This window comes from Kitasatospora cinereorecta (genome assembly GCF_024172095.1).
Lineage (GTDB): Bacteria > Actinomycetota > Actinomycetes > Streptomycetales > Streptomycetaceae > Kitasatospora > Kitasatospora cinereorecta.
In genome coordinates this window covers 539,928-558,334 of record NZ_JAMZDX010000001.1, presented here as the reverse complement: position 1 = coordinate 558,334, position 18,407 = coordinate 539,928, and the positions used below count along the sequence as shown (strand labels likewise).

The window sequence follows — 18,407 nt, the reverse complement described above, 5'->3', positions numbered from 1 at the left end:
CCCAAGGTGACGTGTACTGAGGGGCGCGTCACTCAGCGGACGGTCGGGCTCAGGGGGACGTGGGCGCGGAGGCGGAAGCCCTTGCCGCGCGGGCCGGGGCCGGTCTCCAGGTGGCCGCCGACCGTGGCGAGGCGTTCGTCGAGGCCGGTGAGGCCGTTGCCGGGGCCGGCCTTGCCGGGGCCGCGGCCGTCGTCGGCGACGTCGAGGACGGCGTAGCGGGCGCCGTCGGCCTCCCAGGTCTCGTCGAGGGTGACGGTGCAGACGCTCGCGCCGACACCGTGCCGGACAATGTTGGTGACGGCTTCCCGCAGGGCCCAGGCGAGTGCGCCGGCCTCCTCGCCGCCGAGTCCGGGTCGGTCCTCGGCGATCGCCGGGTCGGCCTCCAGGGTGATCCGGCTGGCGGTCAGTGCCGTCCGGGCGGCGGCGAGTTCGACGGCCAGGGTGAGGCGGCGGAAGCCGGTGACGGCCTCCCGAACGTCGATCAGCGACTGCCGGGCGACCTGTTCGATGTCGGCGACCTGGGCGCGCGCCTCGGCGGCCTTGTCGGCGTCCATGAAGCGGCCGGCCAGCTCGCTCTTGATGGTGATCAGGGAGAGCGAGTGCCCGAGCAGGTCATGCAGGTCGCGGGCGAGCCGCAGGCGCTCCTCGGAGGCGGCGAGCTCGGCGACCGCGGCGCGGGCCTCGCGCAGCTCCCGCATGGTGGCGATCAGCCGTTGCAGGCCGGTCATGGCGAGGCCGCCGAGCAGGCAGGGCAGGGCGATGGCGGCGAGGGTGTCCCGGTCGGCGTGGCTGAGCAGGGCGACGGCGACGGTGATCGCGGTGAGCGTGACCACGCCGAGGAGGCCGAGCCGGGGCGGCAGCACCACGGCGACGCAGACCGAGGTGTACGTGAACAGGGTGAGCCAGGCTTCGCCGAGGCCGAAGGAGGCGGCGACGGCGATCGCCAGCATCAGGGCGACCGGCGGGTACTTGCCCCACCAGCCGTCGGCCTTGGTGGAGCGGATGGCGACCAGGCCGACGTACGCGACCAGGAAGACGGTCAGTCCGATCGCGCCCGCGGCGGTGGCGGCGGTGGAGTGCCGACCACTCGTCAGGTCCTTGACCGGGTAGACCAGGTAGACCATCCAGAGCGACATCCAGGCGAGCTTGACCAGCAGCTGTCGGCGGTTCTCCACCGCGGTGCCGGGGATGTTGCCGAACGCGGCGGCCTCCCGGCCCGTCTCCCCGGGGTCGGCGGGGCGGCGGGCCAGGAGGGTCTTCAGCATGCGGGCCATCATGCCTGCCGCGCGTCCTTGCGGTACAGGTGGGCGGCCACGGCGACGAACAGGGCGAGGAAGGCCGCCAGTCCGGCGACGGCGGTGGTGTCCAGGGTGTGGCCGGGCTGCACGAATCCGGCCAGTCGGTTGTAGAGGTACACCGGGTTGAACTGCGCGAACTTCTTGAGCGAGTCGCCGACCGGGAACCAGGTGCCGCCGAACAGCGCCATCAGCATGTAGACGATCATCACGATCGGCTGGACCGCGTCCGGCTGCGCCGCGTACCCGAGGGCGACGCCGAGCGCCGCGAAGACGAAGCTGCCGAGCCAGAGCGCGGCGGCCAGCCCGAGCCACTGGGCGGCGGACAGGTGCACGCCCTCGATCGCGCCGATGGCGAAGACCACGCCGATCGCGGGCAGCGTGGTCACCGCGCAGGCGGCGATCTTGCCCAGGGTGTACGCCCGGCCGGGCAGCGCGGTCAGTCGCAGCTGGCGGACCCAGCCGCTCTTGCGCTCCAGCGAGATGCGCTGCGCGGAGCCGGTGAGGACGGCGCCGACCGCGCCGAAGGTGGCCATCGAGACCATGAAGTAGGACTTGGCGGGGATGCCGCCGGCGACGCTGCCGCCGCTGTAGGCGCTGATGAAGAACACGTACAGCAGCGCCGGGTAGAGGACGGTGAAGAGCAGGTACCGCTTGTTGCGCAGGGTGCGCATGATCTCCAGCTTGATCAGGGTGGTCATCGCGCGTTCTCCTCGACCTTCTCGTCCTGCCGCTCGTCCTGCCGCTCGTCCTGCGAATCGTGCTCGTCCTGCGCACCGGTGATGGTCAGGAAGGCCTGTTCCAGCCCGAGGCTGGTGACCTCCAGGCCGCGCGGGAAGAGCCCGGCCCGGTAGAGGCCGGCGACGCCCGCGTCGGCGTCGGTGGAGCGGATCCGCACGGTGCGCACGCCGTCGGGCCGGCCGGTGAGGTCCAGGCTCACGGTGCCGGGCAGGGCGCGCAGGGCGGCCTCGTCGACCGGCCCGTCATCGGGGTGCAGCTCGAAGGAGATCCGGCGGGCGCCGGCCTTGGCCTTGATCTCGGCGGACGTGCCGTCGGCGATCAGCCGGCCCTTGTGCAGGACCAGGACGCGGTCGGCGATGGTGTCCGCCTCCTCCAGGTAGTGGGTGGCGAACAGGACGGTCCGGCCGGCGTCGGCCTCGGCCCGCATGGCGGCCCAGAACTGGCGGCGGACCGAGACGTCCATGCCGGTGGTGGGCTCGTCCAGGACGATCAGGTCGTTGGCGCCGGCGATGGCCAGCGCGAACCGGACCCGCTGCTCCTGGCCGCCGGAGAGCTTGTCGACCCGGCGGTCGGCGATCTCGGTGATGCCGGCCTGGGTGAGCACCTCCGCGGGCCGGTGGCCGCGCGGGTGGACGGCGCAGGCGAAGGCGACCAGCTCGCGCACCTTGACGTCGCTCATCAGGCCGCCGCTCTGCAGCATCGCGCCGACCCGGCCGGCCTCGACGGCGGCGCGGGGGGTGGTGCCGAACAGCGAGACGCTGCCCCGGTCGGGCTCGCGCAGGCCGAGCAGCAGGTCGAGGCTGCTGGACTTGCCCGCACCGTTGGGCCCGAGCAGGGCCACCGTCTCGCCGGGGTGCAGCACCAGGTCGAGACCGTCCACGGCCCTGACACGGCCGTAGCTCTTGCTGACGTTCCGGAAGGCCGCGACCTCCCCCGTTCCGTTCCTCATGATGTCCTCTCCGAGGGTCTCTCCGACCTCTCCAGAGTCCCCGGAACGGGGGGTCGCGCGGCAGTGCAGGCCGTCGCGCCTTCGCCATGACAGATGTCATGGGTCGGGCGGCCCGCCGGGGGTGTCAGCCGAGGTTGCGGCGCAGGAAGTCGACCTGCAGCAGCAGCAGGTTCTCGGCGACCTGCTCCTGCGGGGTCATGTGGGTGACCCCGCTGAGCGGCAGCACGGTGTGCGGCCGGCCGGCGGCCAGCAGCGCGGACGACAGCCGCAGGGTGTGCGCCGCCACCACGTTGTCGTCGGCCAGGCCGTGGACGATCATCAGCGGCCGCTCCAGCTTCGGCGCGTCGGCGATCAGCGAGTTGGCCTCGTACACCTCGGGCCGCTGGTCGGGGTGGCCGAGGTAGCGCTCGGTGTAGTGGGTGTCGTACAGCCGCCAGTCGGTCACCGGGGCGCCGGAGACGGCGGCGTGGAAGACGTCGGGACGGCGCAGGACGGCGAGTGCGGCCAGGTAGCCACCGTAGGACCAGCCACGGATGCCGACCCGGTCCAGGTCGAGCGGGAACTCCTCGGCCAGCGCGTGCAGGGCGTGGACCTGGTCGTCCAGGGTGACGCCGGCGAAGTCGAAGGCGATCGCCTTCTCCCAGGCGGGGCTGCGGCCGGGGGTGCCGCGGCCGTCGGCGACCACCACGGCGAAGCCCTGGTCGGCGAACCACTGCGAGGTGAGGTGGCCGGCCTGGGCCTGCACCACCCGCTGGCCGTGCGGCCCGCCGTACGGGTCCATCAGCACCGGCAGCGGCCCGTCCCGCTCGGCGTCGTAGCCGCTCGGCAGGAAGACCGCGCAGGGGATCCGCCGCTCCCCGGCGAAGCGGAAGGCCGGGCGGGCGGTGAGCAGCGGGGTCTCGGCGTACGAGGCGACGGTGGCGACCGGCTCGCCCTCGCGCAGCAGCCGGACGGTGGTGCCCGGGGTGGTGGCGGAGGCGGTGGAGAGCACGGTGACGTCGCCGCCGCGGACCGCGGAGGCCGCGCCGCCGTCCGGGCCGAACGGCCGGACGCCCTCGGGGCCGGCCTCGAACAGTCCGGTCCAGCCGGGCGGCCGCTCCCGGTCCGCCTCGCCGGCGGAGGCGGAGAACAGCACGCCGTCCTCGCCGATCGCCAGCACCGAGCGGACGTGCAGGTCGGCCCCGGTGACCGCCTCGTCGCCGACCACCAGGGCGCGCACCCCGCCCTGGTCGGTGACCCGGACCAGCCGTCCGTCCGGCGTCCAGGCCGGCACCCCGGCGTACAGGTCGTGCCAGACGGGGTCGCTCTCCTCGGTGAGCGCCTCGGTCGCGCCGCTCGCCACGTCGACGGTGCGGATCTGCTGGCTGCGCTGGTCGCGGCTCTGCACCAGCAGCAGCGGCGGGCCGCCGGCCGACCAGTGCACCCGGGCGAGGTAGGGGAAGGCGTCCCGGTCCCAGTCGATCTCGACCCGGGTGCCGTCCAACCCGATCAGCCACAGGCCGACGGTCGCGTTGGGGGTGCCGGCGGCCGGGTACGCGACCTCGGCGGGCACGGTGTCCGGGTTGGCCGGGTCGGCGATCCACCAGCGGCGCACCGGGGTGTCGTCGGCCCGGGCGGCGAGCAGGAAGCGGCCGTCCGGCGACCACCAGTACCCGCGGTCGCGGCCCATCTCCTCCTGGGCGATGAACTCGGCCTGACCCCAGGTCACCCCGGCCGACTCCGGGGAGGCCAGGGCGCGGTCCCCGGCGCCGTCGGTACGGCTGATCCGCAGCTCGCCGGCGGTGTTGGCGTACGCGACGTGGGCTCCGTCCGGCGACGGGCGCGGGTCCAGCAGCGGTCCGGCGGCGGGGAGTTCACGGGCGGAGCCGAGGTCCGGGTCGGCCAGGAAGAGCCGGCCGGAGAGGGCGAAGGCGGCCCGGGTGCCGGCGCCGTCCAGGGCGTAGCCGACGATGCCGGCCGAGCCCTCGCGGCTGCGCTCGCGGCGGGCCCGTTCGGCGGCGGACAGGTGCTCCTCGCCGCCGCCGAGCAGGGCGTGCGGGTCGGCGACGGCGCGCTCCTCGCCGGTCAGGGTGTCCAGGGTCCAGAGCAGGTTGGCCCGATCGGCGCCGCCGCGTGAGCGGAGGAAGAAGACCCGGGAGCCGTCCGGTGCGACGGTGAACGACCGGGGCGCGCCGACGGTGTAGCGCAGGGTCCGCGCCGACTGCCGGGGGAAGGTGTCCTGTGGGTGCTCGGTGGTCATGGCACCAGACTCTAGGGCCGTCTCGAAGACGGGCCCAGGGCCGGCGGGGGCCGGTGATCACTCGTTCGGCGGAGCGCCCGTGCGGGGCCGCGCACGGGGCGGCCGACCCGCCCTGACCGGCCAGGGTGCGCCCCCGAACACACCGGCGACACCCCGGACGGACTCACGGATCGTGATGCGGCGGGCACGGATCGGGTATCAGTTGACCCATCGATCAACGCCGCCCCGGCCCCCGGGGCGGCGCACCCGAGGAAGGGTGTGAGCCGTCATGGCTTTGTCCGTCTCCGCAGCCGTGCTGATGCTGGTCATGGTCTGGGTGCTGGTCAAGCGCTCGGGCCTCAAGCTGACCCACGCGATCATCTGCGCACTGCTCGGCTTCTACCTCGCGTCCACCTCCATCGCCCCGTCGATCCAGGCCGTGACGGCCAACGTGGCCGGAATGATCAACAACCTGAAGCTCTGACGCGAGGGCGCGGCACCGGGCCCTCTCTTTCGGGTCACGTCGGATCAGCGCGCGTCGTTGGAGTGCGTGGCTCGGCGGTGCGGAGGAGGGAGTCCATGCGGAGCATCGGCGACCGACGACAAGCCGGCGAGGTGCGTGCTCCGGCGGCGGGTGCCCGGCGTGATCCGAAAGAGAGGGCCTAGGCTGCTGGCCATGAACTCCGCCCCCGCCCGGCCGCCGCGCAGCCTGCTGTTGGTGCACGCCCATCCCGACGACGAGTCGATCGGCAACGGCGCCACCATGGCGCGCTACGCCGCCGAGGGTGCACGGGTCACGCTGGTGACCTGCACCCTCGGCGAGGGCGGCGAGGTGATCCCGCCCGGGCAGGCCCACCTGACCGCCGACCGGGACGACGCGCTGGGCGAGTACCGGATCGGCGAGCTGACCGCCGCGATGGGCGAGCTCGGGGTCACCGACGTCCGCTTCCTGGGCGGCGCCGGGCGCTACCGGGACTCCGGGATGATGGGCGTCCCGGACAACGACGTGCCCGGCTGCTTCTGGCGGGCCGAGGTGGACGAGGCGGCCGGCCACCTGGTGGCGGTGGTCCGCGAGGTGCGCCCGCAGGTGCTGGTGACGTACGACGAGAACGGCGGCTACGGGCACCCGGACCACATCCAGGCGCACCGGGTGGCGCTGCGCGCGTACGAGCTGGCGGCCGATCCGGCGTTCCGGCCGGAGCTGGGCGAGGCCTGGCGGATCGCCAAGGTCTACTACAACCGGATGCCGCGCTCGGTGCTGGCGCAGGGGCTGGCCGAGACGGCCGCCAAGGCGCCGTTCCCCGGGGTGGCGGAGCCGTCGGACGTGCCGGGCGTGGTCGACGACGAGCTGGTCACCACGGTGCTGGAGGGTTCGGCGTACGCCGGGGCGAAGGCCGCGGCGATGCGGGCGCACGCCACCCAGATCACCGTGGACGGGCCGTTCTTCGCGTTGAGCAACAATCTCGGGCAGCCGCTCGTGGCCACCGAGTACTACCAGCTGGTCCGCGGCGCCCTCGGCGAGGGGCGCCCGGAGACCGATCTGTTCGCCGGGGTGGACGCGTGCTGATCAGCCGGATTCTGGGGACCCGCGCCGAGCGGCTGGCCGAGCCGCTGCCGCCGCGCGGGCTGCGCGTCACGCTGTACGTGGTGCTGTTCCTGCTCGGTGTGCTGGTCTCGCTGTGCGGAGCATTTGTGCAGACCCTGTGGGCGCCGGCCGGCCTGGTGCTGGCGCTGGTGGCCACGGCGGCGCTGTTCTACGGCGGCCTGCGGGCGACCGGGACCAAGCTCGGCGCGGGGATCCCGCTGGGCGGCTGGTTCCTGGTGCTGATGGTCCTTCTGGCTCCGCGGCGGGAGGGCGACCTGGTCCTGGAGGCGAGCGTGACCTCGTACCTCTACCTCTTCCTGGGCGCGGTGGCGGGCGTGGTCTGCGCGACCCTGCCGACCCGGTCGGGCTTCGCCTTCGGGGTCCCCCCACTGGACGGGCAACGCGCGGTCAGGAATGGTCGCCCATAGTCTCAATACGGACGAACCGGACGTACCGGATATTGAGGTAGCCGTTCTGCCGGTTTTGCCGACCAGTAAGGTGGTGCCGCGGCAAGTCGGCCGCAGCCAACACGAGAACAGCTGGCACAAAGCCGCGGACGGCCCGAGCCGGCCCGGCCGCGAACCCGGAGCAGAGCAGCATTGAGCAGCCGCGAATCTGACAGCGCCTTCCCGCCGCCTCGTCGCAGCGGCCCCGACGCGTACCCGTCCGGCACCCCGCCCTACGGCACTGGCATGCCCGCTGGCTTCGGCGCCGACCCGTTCGCCCCGGGCGGTGCGGCGCAGGGCGCCCCCGAGCCGGAGGCCGACGAGGTCCCGAAGACGGAGACCACGTTGACCACCCGGATCCGGATCAACATCCCGGGCTCCCGCCCGATCCCGCCGGTGGTCGTCCGCAGCCCCGTCAAGAACGAGAAGGCGCCGGAGGAGCCCGCCGGGCCGCGGCACCGCGGCGGCGGCAGCGGTGACCCGGTGCGCGGCGTGATGGAGGACTCCGCCCGGACCGCGACCCCGCCGAACCTGCCGCCGGAGTGGCAGGAGCCCGCGCCCGCGAGCGAGTCGGACGCGACCGGCGAGTGGTTCAAGCCCCGGCAGAAGTCCCGCAACGACTCCGAGCCGGCGTCCGTCCCGGCGGGCGCGCCCGCCGGTGAGCGCCCGGCCGCGGCGGAGCCCCGGCGCGGCGCGGCTCCGCGTCCCTCCGGCACTCCGGCGTCGCCGTTCGCGCCGCAGCCCGGGGCCGAGGCCCCGGCGGCCCGCCAGGGCCAGGGCCCCGGCCCGGCCGAGCGCCGCGGCCAGGACCCGTACGGGGCCTCGCCCTACCGCGCCGAGGACCCGTTCGCCGGCCGTCCGGCGGGCGGCCCGCAGGGCCCGGTGGACCCGTTCGCGGCCGGCCCCCAGGCCGACCCGTTCGGGGCCGCTCCCCAGGCCGACCCCTTCGCCACCGGCCGTCCGGGCGGCCGGCCCGCCGCCGGCCAGGCCGGTCGGCCCGCGCCCGGCGCCGATCCGTTCGGCGCTCGGCGCCCGGGCGGCCCGCAGGGTGCGCCCCGGCCGCCGCTGGACGAGGAGCCCGAGGACACCCAGATCGGCGGCTTCGACCCGATCGAGGACGACCGCCCCCAGGGCGGGATACCCGGCGCGCCGGGCGCCCCGCTGTTCGCCTCCGCCCCGCCGGCCACCGGTGGTCCGCGCGGCGGCCGGGCCCCGGCCGACCCGCATCCCACCGGCCGCCCGGGCACCGACGCGGCCGGCCGGCCGATCGCCGGTGCGGACCCGTATCCGGGCGAGCACACCGGCCCCGAGGACCCGTTCGCGACCACCCGTCCTGGTGTCGGCCGCTTCGCCGACTCCCCCGGTCCGGCCCGGCCGTTCCCCGGCTCGCCGCGGGCGAACACCCCGAACAACCAGCCCCCGGCGGCTCCGGACGGCGCCCAGAGCGCCCAGGGCGCCGAGCCGGAGCAGGAGGCCCCCGCGGCCGCCGCTCCCGCCGCCCCGGCCGCCAAGAAGAAGTCCGGCCGCGGCGGCAAGCTGGCCGGCTACGCGGTCGGCGGTCTGCTGTTCGCCGGCGCGGCCGCGTACGGCACCGGTCTGATGCTCAACCAGGCCGACATCCCCAAGGGCACCACGGTGCTCGGCACCGACATCGGCGGCGACACCCGTGACCAGGCGGTCACCGCGCTGGACGGCACGGTCGGCAAGGCCGGCCAGCAGCCGCTCAAGCTGAAGATCGGCGACAAGGCGGTGCAGCTGGACCCGGCGACCGCCGGCCTCAGCTTCGACACCACCGCCACCGTGGACGGGCTGACCAAGCACAGCTACAACCCGGTCGAGGTGATCGGCTCGCTGACCGGCGGCGGCAAGGCCGTCGCGCCCGAGGTCCGGGTCGACAAGGCCAAGCTCAAGGCCGCGCTGGACGACCTGGCCGCCAAGTCGGGCTCGGGCCTCCAGGAGGGCTTCGTCCGCTTCACCGACGCCGGCCAGGCCGAGGTCGTCCCGGGCAAGGCCGGGCAGGGGCTGGACTCGGCGAGCGCGGCCGACCAGGTCGAGCAGGCGTACCGCAACCGCGCCGCCGGCCAGGCCGACGGCGAGATCGCACTGGGCCTGGCGCCCGCCCAGCCGAAGGTCGCCCAGGACGCGCTGCAGGCCGCCGCCGACTCGCTCGGCAAGCAGGTGCTGGCCGGCAACGTGACCGTCATGGCCGGCACCCACAAGTGGGACTTCGGCAAGAACACCGCGGCCAAGGCGCTCACCCTGGCCCCGGACGCCTCCGGCAAGATCGTGCCCAAGTGGGACCTGGACAAGCTGGACGCCGCCATGGGCACCAGCTTCGACAAGGTGAAGTTCAAGAAGAACGGCCAGCTGGTGCCGATCACCGCGCAGGACGTCGCCGACGGTCTCACCCAGACCTTCGACAAGACCGGCAAGGACCGCGTGTTCAAGTTCGCCTCCTGACCGCGCGTCAACAGCCCGAACGGGGCCGGGACCTGGAACGGGTCCCGGCCCCGCGGCGTACTGGCGGATCCTCGCCAGTGGCGGGGCGCAACGGGGCAAATCACCCCGGTGGCCCGCCGTGACCGGTCCGGTTACCAATCCTTGATCGGGAGCCGGTCGACAACGCGCGGTGACGCTCCCCAAGATGTCCCGCATGCCGAGACCCCGGATCCCGCTCGCCCTGGCCGCCTCGGTGGCGGCCCTGTCCTTCGCGCTCTGCTCCTGCGCCCAGCCCGGGTCGGCGGACGCGGGCGGGGGACCGATGGCGGCGGACGCCGGCTCCGCACCCCGGATGACCCAACTGGCCCTGAACGCCAAGCCGCGCGAGCAGCTCCGCCAGGGCGGCACCCTGAACTGGGCCATCGACCAGTTCTCCAGCCAGTGGAACCCGCTGAACGCGGACGGCTCGGAGGCCTCCACGAACGACGTGATGAAGGCCCTGCTGCCGACCCTCTGGCGGTCCGACGCGGGCGGCACCCAGACCCCCAACCCGGCCTACCTGCGCGACGCCCACGTCGAGACGCGACAGGGCAAGCAGGTCGTGGTGTGGACCCTCAACCCCAAGGCGCACTGGTCCGACGGCGAGCCGATCACCTGGCGCGACCTGCAGGCCACCTGGCAGGCGATGAACGGCGCCGACGACGCCTACAAGACGTCCACCACCACCGGCTTCGACCAGGTGGAGAGCGTCAGCCGGGGCGGGGACGACTTCCAGGCCGTGATGGTCTTCAAGGAGCCGTTCTCCGAGTGGCAGGCGATGTTCAACAACGCCGCCAACTCGCCGCTGATGCCGGCCAAGTACATCTCCACCCCGGAGCTGTTCAACACCTCCTTCAAGGGCCGGATCCCGGTCACCGGCGGCCCGTTCAAGGTGGAGAAGCTGGACCCGGCGACGAAGACCGTCACCGTGGTCGCGGACCCCGCCTGGTGGGGCGATCGGCCGATGCTGGACCGGATCACCTTCAAGGCGATCGACACCGGCGTGATGCCGGACGCCTTCGCCAAGGGCGACGTCGACTTCTACAACAACGGCCCCAACGCGGCCGGTTACCGGACGATCCTGGCCACCGCGGGCGGCGAGGTGCGCAAGGCCGGCGGCCCCAACCTGCGGCAGCTGCTGCTGAACGGCCGCAGCCCCCAGCTCACCGACGCCCGGGTGCGCCAGGCACTGTTCCGGGCGGTGGACCGGGCCGAGATCACCCGCACCGACCTGAACGGCCTGGACTGGCCGTACGTCCCGATGAACAACCACTTCCTGGTGCCCGGCCAGCACGGCTACCAGGACAACTCCAACGGGCTGAGCCGCTACGACCCGCAGGGCGCCGCGGCCGAGCTGGACGACGCGGGCTGGAAGGTCGGCCCGTCCGGGGTGCGGGCCAAGGACGGCCGGGAGCTGGCGCTGCGCTTCGTGGTGCCGACCGGCAACCAGGTGGCGGCCAACGAGAGCACCCTGGTGACCCGGATGCTGGGCGAGGTCGGGGTGAAGGTGAGTGTGGAGAGCGTCCCCGCGGGGGAGTTCTTCGACAAGTACGTCTACAAGCACGACTTCGACCTGACCGCCTTCGCCCTGCTGGGCACCCCCTTCCCTGCGACGAGTTCGACCAGTACCTTCCAGCAGGACGCCGGCGGCAACTACGCACAGGTGGGCAGCAAGACCCTGGACCGCGCGATGGCCGACGCGGGCCGGGCCGGCACCACCGACGACGCGACCGAGGCGATCAACCGGGCCGACGCCGAGGCCTGGCAGGTGGCGGGCATGGTCCCGCTCTACCAGCGGCCGGCCATCTACGGCGTCCGCAAGAACGTCGCCAACCTCGGCGCGCCGGGCCTGTCCGACTTCGTGTACGAGAACATCGGCCTCGTGAAGTAACCGTGGCGGCGAAAACCCGCCAATGGCGAGAAAATGCCACCCCGAATTCACCCCGAGATGCCCCGAAACGATAGTGTCCGATTATCGGACACTTAAATACAGTGAATAAGAACCCGCAAAAGCCCCATTTCGGACATCAAGTCTACGCGCGTTGCGTTACCGACCAGCCGGACGGGCCGTCCTGATAGCGGACTTGTCGCGCTCGGGTTACGGACGCGTGAACCGGCTTCGGGGTCGTTTGTCCGGTTTTGACCGTCTCACTGGAGCGCTGTCAAGGTTTTTGGAACTACGAAGTGGTTGACGTTCCAGAACGAAGCAAGAAATGCCCGACCAGCAGCTGAGAAACTCTTGACGTTCGATAAACGACTTGCAAGAGTCCGTGCATCCAACTTCTTACTCCTTGCTGCTGCACGGACCACGGTCGGGAGCTTTTGCACCATGACGACGCCAACTGGGGCCACGACGACTGAGGAAGACCCCGTCCTCGTCGGGTCCACGGACGCCGCCGGCGCCAAGCCGGTCGAGCTCCTCGGGCGCACCCCGGGCCAGATCGCCTGGAGCCGCTTCAAGCGCAACCGCACGGGCGTGGTCTGTGCTGTGATCACCCTCGCGTACATCCTGGCCGCCGTACTGGCGCCAGTGATCTCTGCTCTGTACGGCAAGAGCCCGTACGAGTTCTACGGCATGAAGGACTCCACGCTGCTGGACGACTTCGGCCTGCCGGTCGCGCCCAACGGCGGTATGAGCGGCGACTTCTGGTTCGGCATCACGCCGCAGACCGGCCAGGACATCTTCACCAACATCGTCTACGGCATCCGCACCTCGCTCGGTGTGGGCCTGATCGTGGTGATCAGCTCCACGCTGATGGGCGTGGTGATCGGCCTGGCCCAGGGCTACCTCGGCGGCAAGTTCGACTACTTCGTCGGCCGCTTCAGCGACATGCTGCTGGCGCTGCCCTCCCAGCTGACGGCGATCGCCTTCTTCCCGATCGTGGTCAACGCGATCGTGCCGATCGACAAGGAGACCCCGACCTGGGTCCGCCTGGTCGGCATGTGGGTGATCCTCGCGCTGCTCGGCTGGATGGGCATGGCCCGTCTGATCCGCTCGATCACCATCAGCCTCCGCGAGCGCGAGTACATCGAGGCCGCGAAGATCGCCGGCGCCTCGCCGCGGCGGATCATCTTCAAGGAGCTGCTGCCCAACCTGGCCACCACGATCCTGGTCCAGGCGACGCTGACGCTCCCCGCGATGATCACCTCTGCGGCCGGTCTCTCCTTCCTCGGAGTGGGCTTCACCAGCCCGACCCCGGACCTGGGCCGGATGTTCTCCGACGCCGCCCAGTACTACGAGTCCGACCTCACCTATCTGATCTTCCCCGGCATCGCGCTGACGACCTTCGTCCTCGCGTTCAACCTGCTCGGGGACGCGGTCCGGGACGCTCTCGACCCGAAGACCATCCGGTAACTGCACCACCCTCGCACAGCCCCCCGCATCACCTGAGTCCAGCAGTCCCCGGTGCCCCGGTGGTCAGCGCTGACCAGACATCCCATGCCAAGTGACAGGTAGGAACCCATGAGACTTCGCAAGGCCGCGTACGTGCCCGCGATGCTGGCGATCAGCGCTCTGTCCCTGACCGCTTGCTCCAGTGGTCACAACAACAAGGTCTCCGGCGACGGCGCCAAGTCGGAGGTGCAGAACTTCGGCCTCGGCACCGCTGCCGACTCGACCGGCCCGGCCAAGGATGTCGCCGGCGCCAAGCCGGGCGGCACCGCCCACGGCATCGAGTCCGCCGGCTTCGACTACCTGGACCCGGGCCAGATCTACGTCAACGAGTACCAGGCCGTCTCGCAGCTCTACAGCCGCACCCTGACCAACTACAAGGTCGACCCGGCCACCGGCAAGACCATCCTGGTCGGCGACATGGCCACCGACACCGGCAAGGAGTCGGACGAGGGCAAGACCTGGACGTACACCCTCAAGGACGGCCTGAAGTTCGAGGACGGCTCGCCGATCACCTCGAAGGACATCAAGTACTCGGTCGAGCGCCTGTACGCCGACTACCAGGACCAGGGCCCGACCTACGTCCAGACCTGGCTGTCCGGCGCGGACTACCGCAAGGTCTACGCCGGTCCGTACGACGGCAAGGACCTCGGTGACGACGTCATCGGCACCCCCGATGACAAGACCATCGTCTTCCACTTCAAGGAGGCGCACGCCGACGCGCCTTACGCGATGGCCATGCCGAACATCACGGCCATCCAGAAGTCGAAGGACGACAAGGAGAAGTACAACGACCACCCGGTCTCCATCGGCCCCTACAAGATCGCCAGCTACGAGAAGGACAAGTCCCTCAAGCTGGTGAAGAACCCCAACTGGGACCCGAAGAGCGACCCGATCCGGCACCAGTACGTGGACAGCTGGGAGTTCGAGCTCGGCATCACGAACCCGCTGCTGACCCAGCGTCTGATCGCCGGCAACGGCGACGACAAGAACGCGCTGACCCTGGTCCAGAACGCCGACAACCCGTCGATCGCCAAGATCCAGGGTGACCTGGCGTCCTACAAGGACCGCCTGATCAACAAGTTCCAGCCGTTCGTCGACACCTTCGACATCAACAACACCCGCGTGAAGGACCCGAAGGTCCGCAAGGCCCTCGCCCTCGCCTTCCCGCGCGCCCAGGTGCAGAAGCTGCTCGGTGGCTCGGCCACCGGCGACGTCGCCAACAACCTGGTCAGCCCGACCGTGGCCGGCTGGAAGGACTCCGACCCGCTGGGCCTGAAGGCCAAGCCGGAGGGTGACCCGGACGCGGCCAAGGCGCTGCTGAAGGAGGCCGGCGCCGAGAACTACCCGATCGTTCTCGCGTACGCCAACACCCCGCGCTGGCAGCCGGTTGCCGCCGCCATCCAGGAGGCGCTGAACAACTCCGGCTTCAAGGTCGAGCGCAAGGAGCTGGACCCGACCAGCTACTACTCGACCATCGGCAAGAAGGACAACGGCTTCGACCTGTACCGCACCGGCTGGGGCGCGGACTGGCCGCAGATCTCCACCGTCGTCCCGCCGACCCTGGACGGCCGCACCATCGCTGACGGTTCGCCGAACTACACCCACTACAACAGCGACGCTGTCAACGCCGAGATCGACCGCATCAACAAGATCCCGGACGTGAAGCAGGCCGCCGACGAGTGGATGAAGCTCGCCGACAAGGCGCTGCTGGACACCCCGAAGATCCCGCTGACCTACGACAAGTTCTACCAGGTGTACGGTGCCGGCCTCGGCGGCGTCGCCTACAACGAGGTCATCGGCGCGACGGACATCTCCAGCATCTTCGTCAAGTAATGACCTGACAGGGCGCGGGATCTGACGATCCCGCGCTCTGCCGGTGGGGCCGTCCGACCGGGCGGCCCCACCGGTCCAGCTGCCGAATACCGAACAGGCCCACATCCGGGTCCACACCGGGCCCGGCACTCTCCACGACGCGGCCGCCGACGGCGCCCAGACTCGGAAGAGCCCAACCCATGCTCAGATTTCTCACCCGCCGGGCGCTCGGCGCGATTGTCATCCTCTTCCTGCTGGTCCTGCTGACCTATCTGGCAGTCATGAGCCTGCCGGTCGACCAGGCCATGCTGAACTGCCCGAAGGGCTGCTCGCCGCAGCAGCTCGCGATCGTCCGGCACAACATGGGCCTGGACAAGTCGAACTTCGAGCAGGTCCTCGACTACGTCAAGGGACTGTTCGTCGGTGCGTCGCACGGTGCCGACGGCTTCTGCAACGCTCCGTGCCTCGGCTACTCGCAGTCGCGTCACCAGTTCGTCATCGACGTGATCATGGACAACTACCCGGCCACCATCATGCTGGCGCTGGGCGGTTCGGTCTGCTTCCTGGTCATCGGTGTCACCCTGGGCATGGTCTCCGCGTGGAAGCAGGGCAGCCTGTTCGACACGATCGCCAGCTCGTTCTCCCAGCTCGGCCAGTCGACCCAGATCTTCTTCGTCGCGCCGCTGGCGATGGCCCTGTTCGTGACGAACCTGCACTGGCTCGACAAGCCGGGCTACACCCCCTTCACCGAGGACCCGATCAGCTCGATCACCGGGATGATCCTCCCGTGGCTGGTCCTGTCGATCATCTTCTGGTCGAACTACACCCGCCAGGTCCGCTCGCTGATGATCGAGCAGCTCTCCGAGGACCACATCCGCGCCGCCCGCGCGAAGGGCATGTCGAACCGGTACGTGTGGTGGCGCTACGCCCTCCGCGGCGCCATGGCCCCGATCGTCACCATCTTCGGCCTCGACCTGGGCGTGGTGCTCTCCGGCGCCGTCATCACCGAGGTCTCCTTCGGCATCCACGGCCTCGGCATGCTGGCGGTCAAGTCGGTCACCGCCCAGGACACCCAGCTGGAGCTGGGCGTGCTGCTGTTCAGCGCCGCCGCGATCCTGGTCTTCAACATCGTCGTCGACGCCGCCTACGGTCTCCTCGACCCCCGGGTGAGGATCGGATGACGCCCCCCGCATCCATCCCCGCCCCGCACCACCCCGTTCCCGAGGAGATCCGACCGTGAGCACCCTCACCAAGCCCGAGGCCGCCGGCACCCCGGCCGGCGCAGGCGACGCCTTCCTCTCCGTCCGCGACCTGCGCGTCCGCTTCCGGACCGAGGACGGCATCGTCAAGGCCGTCAACGAACTCAACTTCGACCTGGAGGCCGGGAAGACCCTCGGCATCGTGGGTGAGTCCGGCTCCGGCAAGTCGGTCTCCAACCTCGCCGTGATGGGGCTGCACAACCCGCGCAACACCACCATCGAGGGCTCCATCAAGCTGGAGGGCCAGGAGCTCATCGGCCTGCCGCAGCGAGACCTCGAGAAGCTCCGCGGCAACAAGATGGCGATGATCTTCCAGGACTCGCTGGCCGCGCTCTCTCCGTACTACACGATCGGCCGGCAGATCGCCGAGCCGTTCATGAAGCACACCGGCGCGAACAAGAAGGAAGGCCGCGAGCGGGCCATCGAGATGCTGGCCAAGGTCGGCATCCCGCAGCCCGACAAGCGCGTCGACTCCTACCCGCACGAGTTCTCCGGTGGTATGCGCCAGCGCGCGATGATCGCCATGTCGCTGGTCTGCAACCCCAAGCTGCTGATCGCCGACGAGCCGACCACCGCGCTCGACGTGACCGTGCAGGCCCAGATCGTCGACCTGCTGAAGGACCTCCAGCAGGAGTTCGGCACCTCGATCATCTTCATCACCCACGACCTCGGCGTGATCCGCGAGATCGCCGACGACGTGCTGGTGATGTACGCGGGCCGGGCCGTCGAGCGCGGCACCATGCGCGAGATCCTGAAGACCCCGCAGCACCCGTACGGCTGGGGCCTGCTGAGCTCCATCCCGCGGATCAACGCCTCGGTGGACATCCCGCTGCGGCCGATCCCGGGCTCGCCGCCGTCGCTGCTCAACCCGCCGTCGGGCTGCGCCTTCAACCCGCGCTGCGAGTTCCGCGAGCAGGTCACCGGCGACAAGTGCCGCACCGAGCGCCCGGCGCTGGAGGAGGCCAACGGCCACCTCTCCGCCTGCCACCTCACCCCCGCGCAGAAGCAGTCCATCCTCACCGAGCAGATCCTGCCCCGGCTGAGCAGCTGAGTCCGGATTCTCGGTTAAGGAGCAAAGAACCATGAGCGCAGAGCAGACCGTGAGCGGCGCGGCCGCCAAGCCGGTGGCCACCGGCACCCCGCTGCTGGAGGTGTCCGGCCTCACCAAGCACTTCCCGGTGATGGGCGGCTTCCCGTTCAAGCGCCAGGTCGGCGCGGTGCAGGCGGTCGACGACGTCAGCTTCACCGTGAACGCCGGCGAGAGCCTCGGCCTGGTCGGCGAGTCCGGCTGCGGCAAGTCCACCACCGGCCGCCTGGTGACCCGGCTGTACGAGCCCACCGCCGGTTCGATCAAGTACATGGGTCAGGACATCGCGCACGCCTCCCGCAAGGAGCTGGCGCCGATCCGGTCCGAGATCCAGATGATCTTCCAGGACCCGTACTCCTCGCTGAACCCGCGCCACACCGTCGGCACGATCATCAGCGGCCCGATGGAGATCAACGGCATCAACCCGCCCCAGGGCCGTGAGGCCCGGGTCAAGGAGCTGCTGGAGATCGTCGGTCTCAACCCGGAGCACTACAACCGCTTCCCGCACGAGTTCTCCGGCGGTCAGCGCCAGCGCATCGGTGTCGCCCGCGCGCTCGCGCTCAACCCGAAGCTGATCGTCGCGGACGAGCCGGTCTCGGCCCTGGACGTGTCGATCCAGGCCCAGGTCGTCAACCTGCTGCAGGAGCTGCAGAAGGAGCTGGGGATCGCCTTCGTCTTCATCGCGCACGACCTGTCGATCGTCCGGCACTTCTCGCAGCGTGTCGCGGTGATGTACCTCGGCAAGGTCGTCGAGATCGCCGACCGCGACTCGCTGTACGAGGCGCCCCGGCACCCGTACACCCACGCGCTGCTGTCGGCCGCGCCGGACGCGGACCCGGACAACCTGGCCGGCGAGCGGATCCGGCTGACCGGTGACGTCCCGTCGCCGCTCAACCCGCCGTCCGGCTGCCGCTTCCGCACCCGCTGCTGGAAGGCGCAGGAGAAGTGCGCGACCGAGGAGCCGCCGCTGGTGCAGCTCTCCGGCAGCGCCGACGGTCACCTGACCGCCTGCCACTTCCCCGAGTTCGGGGACGTGCAGGGCAACGCGAAGGCGCCTGCCACCGAGGCCGCCACGGCTCCGGAGTCCGAGGCGAAGGCCTCCGTCCCGGAGCAGCGCGAGTCCGCCGAGTAGCTCGCGGCAGT

14 protein-coding genes are annotated in these 18,407 nt (G+C 71.2%); 10 read left to right on the top strand and 4 right to left on the bottom strand.

Annotation, left to right across the window (positions count from 1 at the left end; translation table 11 throughout):
* Window positions 1-32: 32 nt before the first annotated feature.
* The 4 genes from FHR36_RS02595 to FHR36_RS02580 all read right to left on the bottom strand — a co-directional run bounded on the left by FHR36_RS02595 (window position 33) and on the right by FHR36_RS02580 (window position 5,224).
* The gene (locus tag FHR36_RS02595) at window positions 33-1,265 is read right to left on the bottom strand and encodes a sensor histidine kinase (RefSeq protein ID WP_253793392.1); all 1,233 of its coding nucleotides are present in this window, start codon (window positions 1,263-1,265) and stop codon (window positions 33-35) included.
* Between the two features lie 8 nt (window positions 1,266-1,273).
* The gene (locus tag FHR36_RS02590) at window positions 1,274-1,996 is read right to left on the bottom strand and encodes an ABC transporter permease (RefSeq protein WP_253793390.1); all 723 of its coding nucleotides are present in this window, start codon (window positions 1,994-1,996) and stop codon (window positions 1,274-1,276) included.
* Window positions 1,993-2,985, bottom strand: a complete 993-nt coding sequence (locus tag FHR36_RS02585) for an ABC transporter ATP-binding protein (RefSeq protein ID WP_253793388.1) — start codon at window positions 2,983-2,985, stop codon at window positions 1,993-1,995. The genes FHR36_RS02590 and FHR36_RS02585 overlap by 4 nt, the downstream gene beginning before the upstream one ends.
* A gap of 124 nt (window positions 2,986-3,109) precedes the next feature.
* Window positions 3,110-5,224 carry a S9 family peptidase gene (locus FHR36_RS02580; protein WP_253793386.1) on the bottom strand — a complete coding sequence of 705 codons (2,115 nt, stop codon included), beginning with the start codon at window positions 5,222-5,224 and terminating at the stop codon, window positions 3,110-3,112.
* 268 nt (window positions 5,225-5,492) lie between these two features.
* On the opposite strand from FHR36_RS02580, the gene FHR36_RS02575 reads away from it, so the two are divergent.
* From FHR36_RS02575 to FHR36_RS02530, 10 genes are all read left to right on the top strand, one after another.
* Window positions 5,493-5,687, top strand: coding sequence for a DUF2304 domain-containing protein (locus FHR36_RS02575; RefSeq protein ID WP_253793384.1), 195 nt, complete (start codon window positions 5,493-5,495; stop codon window positions 5,685-5,687).
* A 192-nt stretch (window positions 5,688-5,879) separates the two neighbouring features.
* Window positions 5,880-6,770 carry an N-acetyl-1-D-myo-inositol-2-amino-2-deoxy-alpha-D-glucopyranoside deacetylase gene (gene mshB / locus FHR36_RS02570; protein ID WP_253793382.1) on the top strand — a complete coding sequence of 297 codons (891 nt, stop codon included), beginning with the start codon at window positions 5,880-5,882 and terminating at the stop codon, window positions 6,768-6,770.
* Entirely contained in the window at window positions 6,764-7,216 is a 453-nt protein-coding gene (locus tag FHR36_RS02565) for a DUF6113 family protein (protein WP_253793380.1), read from the top strand. Before mshB ends, FHR36_RS02565 begins: the two co-directional genes overlap by 7 nt.
* Window positions 7,217-7,480: 264 nt before the next feature.
* Window positions 7,481-9,694, top strand: a complete 2,214-nt coding sequence (locus FHR36_RS02560; RefSeq protein WP_253793379.1) for a peptidoglycan binding domain-containing protein — start codon at window positions 7,481-7,483, stop codon at window positions 9,692-9,694.
* 193 nt (window positions 9,695-9,887) lie between these two features.
* Window positions 9,888-11,603: an ABC transporter family substrate-binding protein gene (locus FHR36_RS02555; RefSeq protein WP_253793378.1), complete on the top strand. Its 1,716-nt coding sequence runs from the start codon at window positions 9,888-9,890 to the stop codon at window positions 11,601-11,603.
* A gap of 438 nt (window positions 11,604-12,041) precedes the next feature.
* On the top strand, window positions 12,042-13,067 hold the full coding sequence (locus FHR36_RS02550; protein ID WP_253793377.1) for an ABC transporter permease: 1,026 nt from the start codon (window positions 12,042-12,044) through the stop codon (window positions 13,065-13,067).
* A gap of 108 nt (window positions 13,068-13,175) precedes the next feature.
* Window positions 13,176-14,939 (top strand): ABC transporter substrate-binding protein, encoded by a 1,764-nt coding sequence (locus tag FHR36_RS02545; RefSeq protein ID WP_253793376.1) that lies wholly within the window; start codon window positions 13,176-13,178, stop codon window positions 14,937-14,939.
* A gap of 179 nt (window positions 14,940-15,118) precedes the next feature.
* Window positions 15,119-16,099, top strand: coding sequence for an ABC transporter permease (locus FHR36_RS02540; protein ID WP_253793375.1), 981 nt, complete (start codon window positions 15,119-15,121; stop codon window positions 16,097-16,099).
* 55 nt (window positions 16,100-16,154) lie between these two features.
* Window positions 16,155-17,228, top strand: a complete 1,074-nt coding sequence (locus FHR36_RS02535) for an ABC transporter ATP-binding protein (RefSeq protein ID WP_253793374.1) — start codon at window positions 16,155-16,157, stop codon at window positions 17,226-17,228.
* Between the two features lie 31 nt (window positions 17,229-17,259).
* Window positions 17,260-18,396: an ABC transporter ATP-binding protein gene (locus FHR36_RS02530; protein WP_301329685.1), complete on the top strand. Its 1,137-nt coding sequence runs from the start codon at window positions 17,260-17,262 to the stop codon at window positions 18,394-18,396.
* Window positions 18,397-18,407: the final 11 nt, after the last annotated feature.

Coding starts and splice junctions, on each gene's coding strand:
- FHR36_RS02595 (WP_253793392.1), bottom strand. CDS start 1,265: ATGCTGAAGACCCTCCTGGCCCGCCGCCCCGCCGACCCCGGGGAGACG.
- FHR36_RS02590 (WP_253793390.1), bottom strand. CDS start 1,996: ATGACCACCCTGATCAAGCTGGAGATCATGCGCACCCTGCGCAACAAG.
- FHR36_RS02585 (WP_253793388.1), bottom strand. CDS start 2,985: ATGAGGAACGGAACGGGGGAGGTCGCGGCCTTCCGGAACGTCAGCAAG.
- FHR36_RS02580 (WP_253793386.1), bottom strand. CDS start 5,224: ATGACCACCGAGCACCCACAGGACACCTTCCCCCGGCAGTCGGCGCGG.
- FHR36_RS02575 (WP_253793384.1), top strand. CDS start 5,493: ATGGCTTTGTCCGTCTCCGCAGCCGTGCTGATGCTGGTCATGGTCTGG.
- mshB (WP_253793382.1), top strand. CDS start 5,880: ATGAACTCCGCCCCCGCCCGGCCGCCGCGCAGCCTGCTGTTGGTGCAC.
- FHR36_RS02560 (WP_253793379.1), top strand. CDS start 7,481: ATGCCCGCTGGCTTCGGCGCCGACCCGTTCGCCCCGGGCGGTGCGGCG.
- FHR36_RS02555 (WP_253793378.1), top strand. CDS start 9,888: ATGCCGAGACCCCGGATCCCGCTCGCCCTGGCCGCCTCGGTGGCGGCC.
- FHR36_RS02550 (WP_253793377.1), top strand. CDS start 12,042: ATGACGACGCCAACTGGGGCCACGACGACTGAGGAAGACCCCGTCCTC.
- FHR36_RS02545 (WP_253793376.1), top strand. CDS start 13,176: ATGAGACTTCGCAAGGCCGCGTACGTGCCCGCGATGCTGGCGATCAGC.
- FHR36_RS02540 (WP_253793375.1), top strand. CDS start 15,119: ATGCTCAGATTTCTCACCCGCCGGGCGCTCGGCGCGATTGTCATCCTC.
- FHR36_RS02530 (WP_301329685.1), top strand. CDS start 17,260: ATGAGCGCAGAGCAGACCGTGAGCGGCGCGGCCGCCAAGCCGGTGGCC.